The following is a 16,897-nucleotide window of genomic DNA, read 5'->3' as shown; positions in this document are numbered from 1 at the left end:
TCTTTCGAAGCTTATTTGGTTTGCTTACCGCACCGTGTTTCTCGTGTTTTCTTGGCCGGAATTAGAATATACCATGTTCATATTTTTTATGCAAGTACTTTTTTTAAAAAAATCTTCAATCTCGATTCTCCCCTCCCTTTCTTTGCTTATCTTCTATATATAGCACCATATATCATCTTAAACACTATCGCTTATACAAACCCTAACAAAAGCCAGGCAAGCCCCATCCTCCTCCATCAGGAAGATACAGTTGAGACTCGTATCTGGCTTTTTATAAAACTCTTTTCTTCTATATAAGACACGTTTCGAATCATGTGATATAAGCACTCCATCAAGAGACCGTTATAAGATGCGTTTACCGAGCAGTGAAGCGATCAGTTCTACACCTAATCTTGCGGTATGTCTATTGTGGTCAAACAGCGGATTTACCTCTACAAGTTCCATGGATGTTATCCGGTTTGTCGAAGCCAATAACTCTAGAGCAAAATGAGCTTCCCGGTAATTCAATCCGCCAGGCACCGGCGTACCGACGCCCGGAGCTTCACGAGGATCAAGACAATCCATATCAAAGCTAAGATGAATCCCATCACTTCCTTTTCCTGCTACGGCCAATGCTTGTTCAACAACACACTGTATCCCCATTCGGTCTATATCATGCATCGTGAAGCTTTTAATTCCATGTGCTCTAATCTGCTCTTTCTCATACTCATCCAGATCACGCAGACCAACGTATACCAGATTGGAAGGATTAATGAACGGACCCACTCCAGGAATATGAGACAAATTAAAGGCAGAATGCCCAAGCGCTGCTGCCAAACTCATCCCGTGCATGTTACCAGACAGACTGCGTTCTTCGGTATTCAGATCTGCATGTGCATCAAACCAGATTACACCCAGGTTGGAATAATGGGACGTGAGCCCGGCAAGAGTACCGATCGCCACACTGTGATCCCCGCCGAGAACAAGTGGAAAAGAGCCATCTGCCACGGCACGCGATACTTCAGTGCATACTCGCTCACTCACTTGTCGCACTTCATCTAAATACTTTACACGGTTACGCTCAATCGGAGCATCGGATACCGAAGGACATTCCACTCGCACTTCCTCTGAGAGAACCAATCCCAGTCTCGCAATCTCCCGCTTCAGTCCAGCTGTAATTAGCTCATCAGGGCCTAACTCAGCACCACCTCTTGCACCACCGAGACCAAAAGGAACTTTGATAATGGCTACCTGGCGTTGTTCCATAGATAACAGACTCGTTTCATTACAAGTACTTAGGATGTCTGCAGCTTCCGTTTTATGATTCCCCATTGAGGTCAGCTCCTTCACTGCTTAATTAAGAAGTAATGAATTTAATAATAAGAACCGATGGATACCGCCTAACCTAGACCTCAGTCTCTTAATACCTGTTCAATCCTCTCTACTGCCCAATTGATTTCATCCTCTGTAATGGTAAGCGGCGGCGCAAATCGAATCGTTGTTTCATGCGTTTCCTTGCACAGCAATCCTGCCGACATCAGTTGCTCGCAATACGGGCGGGCAGGCACATGAAGATCAACACCAATAAACAACCCTCTTCCACGTATCTCTTTCACAGCCGTACTCCTAATCCCCTCAAGTCTCTTCATAAAATAATTCCCAAGACGCTCCGATCGCTCCGCCAGCCGCTCATCTTCATAAACCTGCAGCGCTGCAACCGCCACTGCACAAGCAAGCGGATTGCCACCAAACGTGGAACCATGAGAACCTGGCTCAAACAAATTAAGAATCTCAGCATCCGCTGCCACAGCCGAGATCGGCATGATCCCTCCGCCAAGCGCTTTACCCATGATCCAGAGATCAGGCACGGCCCCCTCCCAATCAGAGGCAAAACGACGTCCTGTTCGTCCGAACCCTGTCTGGATTTCATCCGCTACCGTCAATACCTGCATCTCCCTGCATAGAGCAAAGGCTTCCGCAAGATAGCCATCCGGCGGAATGATTATGCCAGCCTCTCCCTGAATCGGCTCCACAAGAAATGCCGCAGTATAAGGAGTGATTGCTTGCCTCAACGCCTCGACATCCCCATAAGGAATAATCCGAAACCCGGGTGTAAAGGGACCAAAGTCTTTTTTGTACTCCGGGGAAGATGAGAAAGACGTGACAGTCAACGTTCTTCCGTGAAAGTTACCAGAGCATACGATAATCTCAGCTTGGTTCTCAGGTACTCCTTTGCAACGATAAGCCCATCTGCGCACTGCCTTAACCGCGGTTTCCACCGCTTCAGCTCCCGTGTTCATAGCAAGAATCTTCGATTTGCCTGTAAATTGCGAAAGTTTTTGATAAAAAAGAGAGGCTGCACTGCTGTGAAATGCCCGCGATGTCAACGTAACCAGGTCAGCCTGGTCCTTCAGCGCCTGAATAAGGACTGGATGTCTATGTCCATGATTCAACGCCGAATAGGCACTTAACATATCCATATACCGAAGGCCCTCGGGATCTTCAACCCAAACTCCCTCGGCCTTTTCAATGACAATGGGGAGCGGATGATAGTTAGGCGCAGCATAATGTTCCGACCATTCTAACCATTTTTGCGAGTCTGACATAACCCCCAGCACCTCCTGCCGATTTTGTATACAAAATACAATATCAATGTATGCTCTGCCATCCCCATTTACGACCCCAATACAGCTATTTCCACAACAGCCCGGTGGTTCCACATATTCATACACCATAGCCCCTGTTTAACGGGAAGTGGAAATTTTGCGTTCCACCCAGGCGAGCAGATTTGCCAGTGTAAATGTGATCACAAAATAGAGAGCAGCGGCAACGAGAAGCGGGGCAAGCGGTTGGAAAGTGACACCTTGAACAGCCCTGGCCGTATAGATAATTTCAGCAATTCCAATCATGGAAACAAGGGAGGAGTCTTTAATGATAATAATGAATTCATTGCCGATTGCCGGCAGCATATTGCGGAATGCTTGTGGTAGTATAATGTAGCGAAGCGTCATGCCATGAGTCAAACCAAGTGAACGGGAAGCTTCCGTCTGCCCTTTATCGATCGCCTGGATTCCAGCTCGGAACACTTCGGCCATATAAGCAGAACTATTCATGGTCAGAGCTACAACCCCAGACATAAATGCTGGCAGATTCACACCGATAACAGTCAGACCATAATGAATGATAAGAATTTGCACCAGCATCGGCGTGCCCCGAATGAGCTCGATATAAGCTGACACCACAAATTTGATTGGCCATACGCGTGATATACGCATCAGTGCAACAATAACGCCAAGGATCGTCCCCAGCAGGACACCAAAGAAAGATAACTCCAGCGTCACCCACGCACTTCGTGCGTAATCCTGCCAATGCTCCGAAAGAAAAGAAAAATCTAAATTCACGGCATATCCCTCACTCGCCCGGTTTAGTCACCGACCAACTCATTCGCTTCAACGACGAACCGTTCGATATCACCATTACTTTTGAGCTTTGCCAGAGTGCTGTTGATCTGATCAACCAACTCCTGATTTCCTTTTTTCACAGCGATCGCCGAACCGGCTTCATCTTCAGCTTGTTCAATCTTCACATCCGACAAGGCTAGCCCCTGCTGATTTTTCACATATTGTTCCGCGACCGGTTTCTCCAGAATAAGGGCATCCACACGACCAGTCTGCAATTCCAGGATCAACTCAGGAATTTTGGCCAGAGATGTAAGCTTGGCACCTTCTACTGCTTGAGCAATCCCTTCTTGAATGGAACTTTTCTGTACACCGACCAGTTTGCCAGACAGATCATCCAACGAGTTTAATGCATCACCTTCACCTTCCCTGACAAGCACGGCCTGCTCTGCATAGTAATAGATGTCCGTGAAATCAACATTCTTCTTCCGCTCTTCTGTAGGAGTCAAACCCGAAATCACAAAATCAACCTTTCCCGTATCGAGCGCCATTAGCAGACCGTCAAAATCCATGTCTTCAATCTTCAATTCAGCTCCCAGATCGGCTGCTATGGCCTTGGCTATCTCGATATCGAAACCTACAATGGTGTCTTTGCCATCCATACTCTTGTGAAATTCATAGGGTGCGTAATCTGCACTGGTACCGAGCACAATCACTTCCTTCTCTTTGGCATCTCCTCCAGCGGAGGAAGCAGGTTCCGAAGCGCTGCCTGTGGTTTGTTTCTGCCCACAAGCCGACATGATTACAACCATTAACATCAGTATCACTGGCAAAAGCACTCTTTTCACAAATCATACCCCTATTCTTTTTTTGGATGATAAGCATTTTAAATTTGTATACAATATACATAACACAATATAAGGGCTTTTATGTAAGTTATACTAACAAACATTTGAATTTTCAGCAATGGTTTTTACACATTTATGGACTTATATTCCAAATTAGCAGCAATACATTACATACACATGACGCAAAATAGGTATTTAAGTTTGCTTGCCCAACTTCCCCCTCGGTGTTAAGATGATAAAAACTTGTTACACCTGAACGGCGCACTACACTGGGCTTATGCCCCACACATCCTATCATCACTATATACAGAAGGGGGGATTCGGTATGGAAGTACCTAAATACCGGTCCTTGAAAGATCACGTTTACGATTACATTGCCCAGAAGATTCAGGATGGAACACTGCTTCCCAATCAAAAGATCAATGAAGCGGAGATATGCAAAAAGCTGGACATCAGCCGCACCCCCACAAGAGAGGCATTGTTCCAGCTTACATCAGACAATTTGCTGCAATACATTCCGCGCCGGGGATTCATCGTTGCACCGTTTGATTCCGGCAAGAAACTCGAATTCTCCCAGGCCATCGGGGTACTGGAGGCACTTGCTGCCACGCTCGCAGCAGATAATCTGAGAACATCTGACCTACTGGAGATGGAAGCACTCGTTGCGAGAATGGACGAGGACATCGCCCAGCTCGATCTCACCGCCTACAGCAAAGATCAATATCAATTCCACAACTTGTACATCCAGCGCTGCGGGAACGCAACGGTGATCGAGATGTTAAATACGCTGAAAAACAGCTTTATTCGCCAGTCGTATGTTAGTGATAATAAACCGAAGTTATCCAGTGTGCTTCAGGAAGTTAACGAAGAGCATCGCCAGATTCTAGGCGCTTTTCGCACCAAAGACAAACCGCAATTGGAGGCCCTTCTCAAACACCACTGGCGCATTATCGACAATGATATGCTGTAAAGCCTCCGTCTGCTATCAGCCCATCAGCAAAATGCAGCGCAAACAAGGCAACTCACGTCGTGGGTTGCCTTTTCTTTTACGTTTTCCCATACATCGACAACGTTCATAGCGTCTGAAACTCATCTTATCCCTTCTCTGTCTCGTTAAGCGGTGCTCTTGCTTCCAACACAGCGTACCCCAACTTTTTACCATACCTTGCGAGCAATCGATCATTGGTTTGACTCATTCGCCGGACCTGCTCATCCTCGAACAGCGCCATATCCAGCTCCCGGTGTGGATCATGATCCACACCCCATTTCCCAATGGAACGCGAATGCTCATGAACTGACACATCCGCAAATCCGCTCTGTTTGAGACGCTTCTTCCATTCCGTCATCGTAGCCAGTGTCCTCATACCGTAAAACCGCTTCAACCTGCGTCGCATCAGATCGGTCTTCCGTCCACACAATATCATCTCACGATCTATTAAACGTCCACCCGGTTTCAAAACTCGCCTATATTCGGCAAGCGCAGCGCGCCAGCGGGTAAATATCGTAACCGACTCTACAAACACCAGATCGAAGCGGTGATCCGGAAAGGGTAATGCAGTGACATCCGCCTGAATAAAACGAATATCCAGGCGTTCTCGTCTTGCTCGCCTCACTGCTTTCTCCAGCATTTCGCGGTGAAGATCAACCGCAGTCACCCGATAACCATTTCGTGCGAGATAACAAGCCGTTCTCCCTGTACCACATCCTACTTCCAGCACTTGACCATGCGCCGGGAGAGACAAGGAATCTATAAGTTGAACTGTTGCTGTAAATCCACCAGGATGCGCGCTTCCTTCACCAAGTTTTGCCAATAAGTCATGATAATCCACAATCTCCAGCTCCTTTCCTCCCTTCAGTGTATGGAGCAACTTCAAAAGCGGCACATCCCTATGCATTTTCCGGGTACTCGTCCATACCATTTCGTTCTTTTTTTACTATGATATACAAACCGTTGATTCAAGCGGCAAACCGCAAAATCTGAGGGGGATATGCATGCACAGAATTCATCCGGTATGTGAAGAGACGGTGTCTCCGCACGTAGGACGCCCTGTTTGTATGATTATGAAAGACGGCAAGCACATATACGGCACACTTGGGGGATGCCGGGATGGCAAGATTTATGTAAGCGGAAGTTTCGAAGGGCCACGTTTATGCTCTGTCAAATCCAAACAACAGCTCCGCAGAAAAGGGAAAAGCAACGCCGTTGCAGCCAAGAAAGTGAAGTCTTCAGCTTTCGGTCCTTACGGTTACGGATATGGCGGAGGTTATGGCTACGGGGCTGGATATGATCTTGCTCTGGTGACCACATTACTGCTGCTTCCATTCCTTTTCATCTAAATCAACAAACCCTTTTCACCTTTTATGCCTAGTTAACAGCAAAAATCCCCCACATTGCACTGCTGCAATAAGGGGGATTTTTGTTATCGTAATCCTCTGCAAAATAAAAAAAGGCATTCGCCATAACGAATGCCGGGAACTTCATATTTTCAAACCCTTATCTTTGCACAAGATGTCAGGTCTTAATTAAAAAAAAACACCTCGTAAGAGGCGGGTAAGCTATGTTAAATCCGATTTCCTTTAGACATCGTTTTCAGGTTGCTATTCGAATTTTCAAGCAATGGCAGCATCCTAGTCGTGCTAACCATCTCAGAAGCACATATCGGACAAGTAGGCACGCTATCAAACGCAAAATTGTCCCGCATCCATCCTTTGCACGTATCACTCGTACACTCCCAGATTGCCGCATCCGCTTGTGGAATCTCTTCCAATGGCTTTTTGCGATTATACATGACTTCTACCCCCTTTGTTATGGAAAAACATCTAACCGACGTTATTTCACAGAAGCCTATACTTAGCTGAAGTTTTGCATCCCGCTTAGGCTACTGCCTCGACAACTTATTGGGCCGACTTTCATCTATCTGCTCAAAAAAAAGAAGCTGCCTTTACCATTATAACATGTTAAAGGCAGCTATGCTTTAATTACAGTTTTACAACTTCTTCTGCTTGAGGACCACGGTTTCCTTGTACAATTTTAAATTGCACGCGTTGACCTTCGTCCAGCGTTTTGAAGCCTTCGCCTGTAATAGCGCTGAAGTGTACGAATACATCTTCTCCGCCTTCAACTTCGATGAAACCGAAGCCTTTATCAGCGTTGAACCATTTTACTGTTCCGTTTTGCATGTGAATTACACCTCCAAATAAAGATTAACATGTTCCTTTGTTCTTTGCAGCAAGCAAATAAAAATTCACACATTGAAAAAGGTACCAGTCATAACCTATAAGTGATCGCCCTTTACAATATGTGAATTAGGTTTTCCACTCTCTCTACAACTTGTTCTTATTATAACTCCATTTCTGCCAAAAAGCAAATCTTTGTATTTTCTTTTCAAACAGCTTTGGAAATACATGTTATTGCTGCGTACTTGGACAAGTCTTGTTCAGTAGGTCTGCCGCTGTTGTGCGGTCTTATGAAAGGATATGCAGATTCGAACCAACTTATACATTTTTTATAAAAGATTTTGGCATGCATATCCATTTCAACTGGAATCACCTGTTCCAATACATCAATAAAACTACGTCCAGGCCCACATGAAGGCATCCCGATCCCAGGCAATTTGCCCGCCATGAAGTTTCCGGAACGCTTTCTTCACCTCTTTCGATAAAGAAGCATTGCCATTCTCATTTACAAAAACAAACTCATCGCCAAAATGAGTCTTCACATATTCAATTGCGGCTTCCTGACGGAGTGTTCCAGTAAATTTAATTTCCTGAACCATCCACTCAGCTACGTCCTGTGCTGTTTTTTCCATTCTTATCACCTGCCGTCTATCCCATTGTGCGGAGGAATGACTACAACAGCAACCCCAGTCAGCCTTACCGCCAGACTGAGTATACCACGAGTACACCGCTGACGGTAAATGGAGCTGGCAAGCTACACTAACGAAGCCCTTAATGAATAACCTTATGTCCTGTAGTCCCTGGATCAGATGAGGATCGTTTCGTTGTCCGGACACTAAATGTTAACCATATACAGTAAAAAACAAGAACAACTAATAGGAAAAGATCATACGGCAAGGTATTGGCATCCTGGAGGTCATCGCTCAGGAATTGAATCAGATTATGTATGAAATGAAACAGAATCAGGGGAATGATGTTCCCATTTTTGAGCATTAGCAGTGCCAGTACGGCTCCGAGCAGCAGTGCATAGACCAGCTGCAGCATCGTATCAGCCACGCTTTGGCCCGAGAGTGCATTCAACATATGCGTAACGGAAAACAAGATGCTCGAGGTCACTACCGCTGCCATTGCACTCCTGCGAAGTAATGTCTTGAATATGAGTCCACGGTAGACGGTTTCTTCCACAAAAGCGACAAGAAGGGTGAAAAAGACAAAAAAGATCACTTTCGTCAAAGTCAGTGTTGTAAAACCTTTCAGGGCGATTGTACCCAGTACAAGGAGTAACGGAATATAATACCTTGCATGCTGAACCGGAATCGTCCGAAGCGAACGAAAACCGGTCTCCCCCCACTTACGCCGCACAGTTAGATAAATCATGAGTACAACAGCCATCGGTGTAAAAGACATCAGTACAGGCGAAGTATAGTCCAGCTGCTTCACTGTCGCTACAGCTCCTGCCGCAAATACAGCGAGCAAGAGCAGCAGTTCAATGATGATTACGGTCAACACCGGTTTGCGCTCGGAAAAAGACGGATTTCTACCAGTTTGCGGGGATGTCATGGTTGGATCAGCCTCATTTCATCTTCATTTGTCGTTGTCATACGAAATGATATGACCATTTAGTTGTATCACATCAACGGAATTTCGAATATCCTTATTTGGATAAAATTATAAAAGTAACAAAATAGAGACTTTCTCCAACTTCTTTTCCCCTAAAATCAGGTATGGCTTGTGTTCCAAACTGTCATCATAGTAGTACGCAAGTTAGCGGCTGCAGGGTTACCTCAACTCCGCAACGTCTTATATAGAGAGAAAATAACGAACATGCACGATGCATAACAAATCAGGGGGTCACTATGAAAGAACTATTTCTGCGCTGGGGGCATCTGCTGGCTATACTGTGTATACCGCTTCAAGGCACCATATATGTAATCCTTGGCAGCAATACGGGGAACGATGTCTTCTACAATTACGCCTGGATCGATACACAAATTCCATTTATCAAAGAATTTATTTACCCATACATCAGTTGGATGCCGATTCTGTATCTTGGATTCATCTATTTGGGACTGACGAATAAAACGTTATTTTGGCGCACACTGCTCACATACAATGTCGGGGTGATTGCGGCCAACATCTGTTTCGCAGTTTTTCCAACGCATGTACCGCGTCCCTTGGTTGGCGGAACAGACCTGAGCAGCACGCTTGTACAATTTATCTATGCAAATGATGCTCCGTTCAACTGTTTCCCAAGCATTCACTGTCTCACAAGTTATCTGCTGTTCATCATCATCAACCGGCACTTGAATTTCAGACCACTCGCAAGAATCTCCTGGTCCGTGTGGCTCTGGCTGATCATCGCTTCAACGGTGTTTGTGAAGCAGCATTCCCTGCTGGATGTGGCAGGTGGAATTCTGTTTGCGGAAGCAGCATATTGGGTGGTTCATGTTTTCTTGGTTCGCAGCGGCCTTGCTCGCAAAAAAGCAAAGCAGCGCGTTGGTGCCACCAACACAAGCAGCAACGCCTAACATTTTCAAAGGCAGACATGAAACATGCTGCATGAAATCAAAAGAGGGCCGAGGCCCTCTTTTTTTAACATAAGTATATTATAGAAGAAACCGATAAACTGTGGCCCAAATTCCGTGATGCATTCTTTCAAATGTTAGATCACCGGTGGACGCTCATGGAGCCAGTCGGAAGGCTGGGTTCCGGTTATGCGTTTGAATATCCGGTAAAAGTATGACAAATCACGATATCCAAGAAATTCAGCAATTTCCTGTATAGAGAGCTGCGACTCAGTGAGCAGATATAATGCCCGTTTCATCCGCTGGTCATGTACATACTGGCTGATCGTTTGGTTCGTCACGCTTTTGAACAACGCTGCTGCGTAGTTGGGTGTCTTGCCAATCTCATCTCCGAGATCTTCCTTCGTCAGTTTCTCCCGGTAATGCCGCTCGATATATCGTTTCATTCGCTCTGCATGCATATGCTTCTCTGGTGGAATGACTCCCCGATCCAGTTCACGATTCACATAAATCAATACTTCCATCAATAAGGCCTGGCTCATCATGACATAATAAGACTGACGTTCCTGCCACTGCTGGTGAATCGCCTTCATGCGTTCATGGATTAGCTCGTAACATCCCGGTTTATGGCGCACAACTTCCGTTCGTTCCAATGCAGGCAATGCATCTGCCTGATCTCCTTGCAAATGCACAACAATTTGCGTATGCGTTACCGTGGGAATGCTTTTGCCATAATAGGAGACACCACCAGGAATCAAGAGCAATTCACCCTTCTCCATGATCTGTTTCTCACCGTTCACCCAATATACACATTTCCCATAAGTAACCAAGCTCAGTCGCCATATCCCTTCGGACTGCACTGCTTCTTCGTACCAACCGACACCATTAATGTGCCGGACTTCTAACGGAGTGATCATAACACACCTCATTACTGGACTATACTCCAATCATTGTACTATAGTTCATACCCTGATTCGACAGAAAACGCTACAATACACACATAAGCAAAACATATGAGGAGGAAATCAGCATGTTGAAAACAAAGATTATTTGTACTATGGGACCTGCTTGTGACTCGATCGAAACATTGAAGGTAATGATTCAGGAAGGGATGACGGTTGCCCGTCTGAATATGGCTCACGGCGAGCTGGAAGATCACGTTACCCGGATCAACAACATTCGCAAAGCGGCTTCCGAACTGAACAAATATATACCCATTATGATGGATATCAAAGGACCTGAAGTTCGTATTGGCAAACTGAAAGAAGCATCCTGCCACCTGCAGGCTGGCAAAGAACTGATCCTGACAACGGAAGAAATTCTTGGTGACGCAGAACGGATCTCGGTAAACTACCCGGAACTGAATCTCGTTGTGAAACCTGGCGATCGCATCCTGATTGATGATGGTCTGGTAGATCTGACTGTACTCTCTGTAGAAGGTTCGGATATTCATTGCAAAATCATCAGCGGAGGCATCCTGAAACCACGTAAAGGTGTAAACCTGCCAGGGATCAAAACGACACTGCCGGGTGTAACCGAGCGTGACGTCATGCATATCGGATTCGGAATCGAAAACGATATCGAAATTATTGCAGCTTCTTTTGTTCGTAAAGGCGATGACATCCGTGAAATTCGCAGCATTTTGAAAGAACGCGGTGCTGAGCACGTACAAATCATCTCCAAAATCGAAAACCAGGAAGGTATGACCAACCTGAACGACATCATCGAGGCATCTGACGGTATCATGGTAGCTCGTGGTGATCTCGGGGTTGAAGTACCGATTGAAGACGTACCTATGATGCAAAAAGAAATGATCGACAAATGTAACCGTGTCGGTAAACCGGTTATCGTTGCTACACACATGCTGGAATCCATGCAGGTTAATCCGCGTCCAACACGCTCCGAGGTCAGTGACGTTGCAAACGCAGTACTCCAAGGCGCAGACGTTGTCATGTTGTCAGGTGAATCGGCCGCAGGTAAATATCCTGTACAATCGGTTCGCACGATGGCTGCTGTTGCCCGCCGTGCAGAAACGATGATTGATTACAAAGAGCAATTTGGACAAAAGTCAGCTCAACAAGTAGCCGACATTACAGAAGTAATCAGCCAGGGAGCTGTAAGCTCTTCCCTCGTACTGAATGCCAAAGCGATTATTACTTCAACAGAGAGTGGCTTCACGGCGCGCATGATCTCCAAATACCGTCCAAAGGCGCCCATCATCGCCGTTACTCAGCATGAAGAAGTACTCGCTAAAATCTGCCTGCTCTCCGGTGTCATTCCGGTTATGGGCGATAAAGTAACGACAACAGACGAAATGTTTGAGTCCGCTACACGTAACGCAATCAAAACGGGCTATATCGAAAAAGGTGACATCATTGTATTGTCTGCAGGTGTACCTATCGGCCAATCCGGTAATACAAACCTGATCAAGGTTCAACAAGTCTAATTCATTTCACGCAGTTAAATTAAACAAATAAAATCCACCGAGGCTCAAATGCCATCCGGTGGATTTTTTATATCAGACTATAGTTTATAACGTTCTACCAGCCAAAATTCAATGTCTTTCCTGTTTCGGCCCAGGATTTGATACTGCTCAAAATCATCCACCAGCTGCTCTGCGCATTCGCAAAGGAAGGATGGTTGTCTGTAAATTGATCATTGATCAAGGTCAGCTTCGTACATTCACCCACGGTCTCGAGCTGGAAGACCACTCTGGATTCAAGCTCGGTATGATTCGCATGGTACGATGGTCCGGGATGCTCACGATAGCTGAGTCTGGACAACGGTTCAAATTCCAAAATATCACCGTACACATGGACTGTTTCAGTACCATCATTGCCAGGCCCTACATAAGCAAACGGCTGACCCGGTTGAAAATTGGAACGAAGTTCACTGCCAAAGAAACTGCTTCGTGTGCCGTCAGGAGAAATCAGGGCATTCCACACGTCTTCCAGCCCGGCATTGATATAAAATTCATATTTCAATTCCATGAACTCACTCCCCTATGCATTGGATGTGCGATCTACCAACTCGCATACCTATCCTACCGTTATACCCTTAACTTCGTATTGTAAAAACACGACAACGGAAAAATAAAATTCATTTTTGAATGCTGACAGCCCCATCCATATACAAGGATTATATCCCCGTATAGTGCTTTCCCAGAAGATCAGATATACTAAAATGGAATGAAATAACAGCTTGTTCCCTATGTATTGATAGGGCTTAATCAGAAAGGAAACGAGACATGAGCCAAACCACAAATATCATGGGCATTTCTTTTCCCAATGTAACGATGGATCAAACCGTTGCCATCCTTAGCCATGTTGTCGAACAGCGCAGAACGGAACTCTTCCATGTGATTACGGGAAACCCGGAAATCGTCATGTCCTGTCAAAAGAACCGCACACTTCGCGCGGTGGTGGACCAAGCTGGATTGGTGACTGCAGACGGGGCAGGCATCGTAATGGTATCACGCGTTCGAGGTGGACAATTAACCGAGCGGGTAACCGGCTGTGATCTTTTATTTCGTTTACTGGAAGAAGGAAACCGGAAAAGGTGGTCCTTTTATATGCTCGGAGCAGAGGAACATGTCAGTGAACGGGCATTGGAAGTCATTGAGCAGAATTATCCAAACGTGGTGGTTAGCGGCAGACACCATGGTTACTTCTCAACCGATGAGGAGCAACAGATTGTGGAGGAGATTCGCGATGCAAATCCCGACTTTCTCATCGTGGCGCTTGGGGCACCCAATGCAGAACAATGGATCGATAAATACCGTCACCAACTGAACGCTCGTGTAGCTATAGGCGTCGGCGGAAGTCTGGATATCGTCGCAGGCAAAACCAAACGCGCTCCCGCCCTGTGGCAGAAACTTAACCTGGAATGGTTGTATCGACTTCTCAGCCAGCCTTCAAGATGGCGCAGACAGCTTATTTTGCCTCGTTTTGCTGTTCGAGCGCTGCTGTTCAGAGAGCAAAAGTGACAGGATAACACCTACACGTTTCAACATCTTCACAGGAACAGGAAGGGACAGCCACACCAAATGCAGAGGGGATGAACAGAATGGATTCCACAACTCATTTCAGCAGGCCCAGCATGGGACTGTTGAATCTGAATGAAGGCGATAAAAGATATCAGCTGACACGGCATGCTCCTTCCGAAGCACTTAGCCCTTTTGTTAAACATTTCTGGGTGGTATCGTGGGATCTCAATGGACTTGATTCGTATCCCCAACATGTGGTGCCGAATCCCTGTGTCAATCTGGTCATAGAGCGGGGCAACACCTTCTTCTTCGGACCTTCCGGACGCAAATTCTCCTATTTGATCAACGGAAAGGGCAGTGTGTTTGGTGTGAAATTCAAACCAGGTGGATTCTTTCCATTCATTCGGGTTCCTGTCTCATCACTGTATGGACAACCCATGGAGGTTTCCGGTGTTCTTGACGTCAGCGCTGAATCATTGGAAGAACGACTGCTAGGAGATGGCTGTGATGCGGATAAAGCCCGTTATATGGATTCGCTTTTATGCGCACACCTTCCAGCTGAGGATGCGCAAGCGAGGCTGGTTCACAATATCGTGCAGCAGATTGAGCAGGATCGGGAGATGTTGCGAGTGGATGACCTGTCATCTTCTTGGAACATTCACACCAGAAAACTCCAACGTCTGTTTAATCAATATGTGGGAATCGGCCCCAAAACCGTAATCAAGCTGTATCGTCTGCAAAATGCCGCCGATCTGATTGACCGCGGTCTTCACTGCGATCTGGTTAAGCTCTCTCAGGAGCTCGGATATCATGATCAGTCCCATTTCATCAAAGACTTCAAATCGATTATCGGGAGTACGCCCGAAGAATACGTCAACTCACGAAAAAACCTGTCCTCAAATATCAGGACAGGCGGATAACTTCAATCGTATCACCCGTATGGATTACACCTTCCCGTTCAACCGAACAGACGATACCGCGTTTTTTGCGGGCGGCTGGCACGAATTTTTTACGCAAACCATCCTGTTCATACACTTGCTCAATGACTTTTCCCGGATGTAAACAAGGAAGATTCTCCCCTTCGCATATCAAACCCGTTCCATCAGGAAACAGAAGCCGCGTTCCGGCAGGCAGCTCAGTCAATTGATCAATGCCTCGGACCAGCATGTTGGCCCCAAGCCATTCCGGACGCACTTCAGGAATATTCATTTTCTCGGCAATAAGAGCGCATTCCTCTTCAGAAACAATACTGATCTGCCGACGATTGGCAATCGGTGTGCCTCGCTTATATATTTTCTGTCTGGAGTCCGCTGGACGCAGCAGACCGTAATGGCGGTCTCCCGGAATACCAGCGAGCTCAATATCAATAAAGGGTACTACCCGTGTAACAAATGTCGCCGGATTATCCGCAAGCAGCACAAATTGAACGGTCCCCATGCCAATCCCCTCTTTTCCATGAGCTTTTCATTTCCCATGATATACATTATTACCCAATGGGGATATTTCAGCAATCGGCATATGTTGATCTTGAGACCTGACTCGCGCGCTGAGCATCATTCGTCATGTAAAATCTGCTGACTTCCTTCCCTTCGGCAGCACTGGCCCCAAAATGGACGCCCCTGCCAGAAACAGCACACCACTCACGGTAAATACCGTCACTAGGCTCAACTGATCCATCAAATAACCTGCGAACGACATGCTAATTACCATCATGCCCATAAATACCGGGGTAACCGCTCCCCCCACACGGCCAATAAAGGCTGTATCCGTATTACGCATGATCATCGTCTGAATCCCTACATGAATCCAAGGGTAAAAGAATCCATTGATCATCTGTGCCGCCATGGTAAGCAGAATGCTCTCGGACCATCCCATCATAACCGTTCCCAATGCACTGAGTAGCAGCCCTACCGCGAGCAGGACCTGCGGCTGAAGTTTTTTGGCTGCACTCATGATAACCCCGCCTCCAATCAGCATGGCCGCTCCATTAACCATGAGCAACCACTGAAGAAAGGTTTTGTCCTGACCTAGATTATCGATGGCAACAAAAAGCATTAACGGCTGAATCAACCCTGCTGCAAGCCCGGATACAGCAAAGGTCATAACCAGTGTCCGCAAAGCCGAACTCGCATACACATATCGAAATCCTTCAGCCAGCTCTTGACGAAAAGACCCCTGAATGACTGCACCTACAGACGTCATTTCATCCTTAGGTAACCGCGAAAGGACAAAACCCGAAACGAGGAACATCACCGCTGTAACGACAAGAGATACTTCAATCCCGTAGTTCTGATAGATGACCGTTCCGATCATGGGGCCAACCACCATAAAGACTGCCACCATTGTTTGGAACATAGCCATTACTCCCTGCAGTTCCTCACCCGGCACGTGCTGCTTGAACAGCTTCATTGCCGAAGGCTGAGAGAACTGGGAAAAAACAGCCGACACCAAGGTACCCAGCAATACTGAATACCATGGACCAAACATTAATGCAACCAGCACAGCCACCGCAGACAATGAGGAGAGCACATCACACCACACCATGGTACGCTTGGGCCTCCAGCGATCCGCAAACGTTCCTCCGATGATGGCAAACACAAAAATCGGAGCATACTCCGCTACAGAGATCCAAGATACGGCCTGCGGGTCATTGTTGGTCAGATCCGTCACATACAACAGAATGGCAAAATTGCGTATCCAAATCCCCAACTGCAAAAGAATTCGCGAAACGACAATCGTTCGCACATACGGATTACGAAACAACTTCAACTCCTCCTTTAAATTCCACCAAACATAATTTTAATGAATTTTGTTTGTTTATTTATAGACAATATATAATAATGTTTGTTTATAAGCAACAAGTTTATCAGATCGTTCGCTTTGGATATATTTAATTACACAATTAATTTGTGCAAAATTAAATTTACACTTTTAGTTCTCGTTACGAACATTTATACTGAGAAGGCAATGAACTAAAATACATAA

General features: G+C 46.1%; 20 protein-coding genes. 7 read left to right on the top strand and 13 right to left on the bottom strand.

The genetic code is table 11. From position 1 onward, the window contains the following. The coding region (locus AAIH57_RS29135) for a hypothetical protein (RefSeq protein ID WP_430023868.1) at nt 1-297 on the top strand (297 nt) is incomplete at its 5' end. Nucleotides 298-342: 45 nt separating this feature from the next. Here AAIH57_RS29135 and rocF read toward each other — a convergent pair. The 4 genes from rocF to AAIH57_RS29115 form a co-directional block, all read right to left on the bottom strand. Further along, on the bottom strand, nt 343-1,311 hold the full coding sequence (gene rocF, locus AAIH57_RS29130) for an arginase (RefSeq protein WP_312884210.1): 969 nt from the start codon (nt 1,309-1,311) through the stop codon (nt 343-345). Nucleotides 1,312-1,391: 80 nt separating this feature from the next. Then, nucleotides 1,392-2,585 (bottom strand): ornithine--oxo-acid transaminase, encoded by a 1,194-nt coding sequence (locus AAIH57_RS29125; protein ID WP_175394485.1) that lies wholly within the window; start codon nt 2,583-2,585, stop codon nt 1,392-1,394. Nucleotides 2,586-2,723: 138 nt separating this feature from the next. Continuing rightward, nucleotides 2,724-3,380 (bottom strand): amino acid ABC transporter permease, encoded by a 657-nt coding sequence (locus AAIH57_RS29120; RefSeq protein ID WP_175394484.1) that lies wholly within the window; start codon nt 3,378-3,380, stop codon nt 2,724-2,726. 23 nt (nt 3,381-3,403) lie between these two features. After that, complete coding sequence (locus AAIH57_RS29115; protein ID WP_175394483.1) at nt 3,404-4,225, bottom strand: ABC transporter substrate-binding protein; 822 nt, start codon at nt 4,223-4,225, stop codon at nt 3,404-3,406. A gap of 325 nt (nt 4,226-4,550) precedes the next feature. Here AAIH57_RS29115 and AAIH57_RS29110 point away from each other — a divergent pair, with 325 nt between their 5' ends. Next, nucleotides 4,551-5,195 carry a GntR family transcriptional regulator gene (locus tag AAIH57_RS29110; RefSeq protein ID WP_175394482.1) on the top strand — a complete coding sequence of 215 codons (645 nt, stop codon included), beginning with the start codon at nt 4,551-4,553 and terminating at the stop codon, nt 5,193-5,195. A gap of 124 nt (nt 5,196-5,319) precedes the next feature. On the opposite strand, the gene AAIH57_RS29105 is transcribed toward AAIH57_RS29110, so the two are convergent. Beyond that, nucleotides 5,320-6,099, bottom strand: coding sequence for a class I SAM-dependent methyltransferase (locus AAIH57_RS29105; protein WP_175394481.1), 780 nt, complete (start codon nt 6,097-6,099; stop codon nt 5,320-5,322). Between the two features lie 118 nt (nt 6,100-6,217). On the opposite strand from AAIH57_RS29105, the gene AAIH57_RS29100 reads away from it, so the two are divergent. After that, complete coding sequence (locus tag AAIH57_RS29100) at nt 6,218-6,562, top strand: hypothetical protein (protein WP_175394480.1); 345 nt, start codon at nt 6,218-6,220, stop codon at nt 6,560-6,562. Nucleotides 6,563-6,786: 224 nt separating this feature from the next. On the opposite strand, the gene AAIH57_RS29095 is transcribed toward AAIH57_RS29100, so the two are convergent. The 4 genes from AAIH57_RS29095 to AAIH57_RS29080 form a co-directional block, all read right to left on the bottom strand. Continuing rightward, nucleotides 6,787-7,014: a cold-shock protein gene (locus AAIH57_RS29095; protein WP_056697134.1), complete on the bottom strand. Its 228-nt coding sequence runs from the start codon at nt 7,012-7,014 to the stop codon at nt 6,787-6,789. Nucleotides 7,015-7,204: 190 nt separating this feature from the next. Further along, nucleotides 7,205-7,405, bottom strand: a complete 201-nt coding sequence (locus AAIH57_RS29090; protein WP_024633772.1) for a cold-shock protein — start codon at nt 7,403-7,405, stop codon at nt 7,205-7,207. Nucleotides 7,406-7,797: 392 nt separating this feature from the next. Next, entirely contained in the window at nt 7,798-8,034 is a 237-nt protein-coding gene (locus AAIH57_RS29085; RefSeq protein ID WP_175394479.1) for a DUF6953 family protein, read from the bottom strand. A 139-nt stretch (nt 8,035-8,173) separates the two neighbouring features. Then, nucleotides 8,174-8,962 carry a CPBP family intramembrane glutamic endopeptidase gene (locus AAIH57_RS29080; RefSeq protein WP_430023867.1) on the bottom strand — a complete coding sequence of 263 codons (789 nt, stop codon included), beginning with the start codon at nt 8,960-8,962 and terminating at the stop codon, nt 8,174-8,176. A gap of 296 nt (nt 8,963-9,258) precedes the next feature. On the opposite strand from AAIH57_RS29080, the gene AAIH57_RS29075 reads away from it, so the two are divergent. Then, a complete protein-coding gene (locus tag AAIH57_RS29075; protein ID WP_430023866.1) occupies nt 9,259-9,930 on the top strand; it encodes a phosphatase PAP2 family protein in 672 nt (223 codons plus the stop codon). Nucleotides 9,931-10,064: 134 nt separating this feature from the next. Here the strand turns inward: AAIH57_RS29075 and AAIH57_RS29070 are convergent, their stop codons facing one another. After that, on the bottom strand, nt 10,065-10,844 hold the full coding sequence (locus AAIH57_RS29070; RefSeq protein ID WP_430023865.1) for an AraC family transcriptional regulator: 780 nt from the start codon (nt 10,842-10,844) through the stop codon (nt 10,065-10,067). Nucleotides 10,845-10,957: 113 nt separating this feature from the next. Here AAIH57_RS29070 and pyk point away from each other — a divergent pair, with 113 nt between their 5' ends. Continuing rightward, nucleotides 10,958-12,373, top strand: a complete 1,416-nt coding sequence (gene pyk, locus AAIH57_RS29065; protein ID WP_175394475.1) for a pyruvate kinase — start codon at nt 10,958-10,960, stop codon at nt 12,371-12,373. A 94-nt stretch (nt 12,374-12,467) separates the two neighbouring features. Here the strand turns inward: pyk and AAIH57_RS29060 are convergent, their stop codons facing one another. Continuing rightward, a complete protein-coding gene (locus tag AAIH57_RS29060) occupies nt 12,468-12,917 on the bottom strand; it encodes an SRPBCC family protein (RefSeq protein ID WP_175394474.1) in 450 nt (149 codons plus the stop codon). 257 nt (nt 12,918-13,174) lie between these two features. Between AAIH57_RS29060 and AAIH57_RS29055 the strand changes: the two genes are divergently transcribed. Both AAIH57_RS29055 and AAIH57_RS29050 read left to right on the top strand, forming a co-directional pair. Then, complete coding sequence (locus AAIH57_RS29055) at nt 13,175-13,912, top strand: WecB/TagA/CpsF family glycosyltransferase (RefSeq protein WP_430023864.1); 738 nt, start codon at nt 13,175-13,177, stop codon at nt 13,910-13,912. Between the two features lie 80 nt (nt 13,913-13,992). Continuing rightward, complete coding sequence (locus AAIH57_RS29050; RefSeq protein WP_430023863.1) at nt 13,993-14,832, top strand: DUF6597 domain-containing transcriptional factor; 840 nt, start codon at nt 13,993-13,995, stop codon at nt 14,830-14,832. Here the strand turns inward: AAIH57_RS29050 and AAIH57_RS29045 are convergent. Next, entirely contained in the window at nt 14,816-15,349 is a 534-nt protein-coding gene (locus AAIH57_RS29045) for an MOSC domain-containing protein (protein WP_430023862.1), read from the bottom strand. The two genes, AAIH57_RS29050 and AAIH57_RS29045, sit on opposite strands and share 17 nt — an antisense overlap. A 123-nt stretch (nt 15,350-15,472) precedes the next feature. Then, on the bottom strand, nt 15,473-16,675 hold the full coding sequence (locus AAIH57_RS29040; protein WP_430023861.1) for an MFS transporter: 1,203 nt from the start codon (nt 16,673-16,675) through the stop codon (nt 15,473-15,475). Between the last annotated feature and the right edge of the window lie 222 nt (nt 16,676-16,897).

Source organism: Paenibacillus sp. MABNR03 (assembly GCF_050455445.1).
In the GTDB taxonomy this organism is placed as follows: domain Bacteria; phylum Bacillota; class Bacilli; order Paenibacillales; family Paenibacillaceae; genus Paenibacillus; species Paenibacillus xylanilyticus.
The sequence above is the reverse complement of the archived record's forward strand: the minus strand, read 5'-3'. Positions and strand labels throughout refer to the sequence as shown.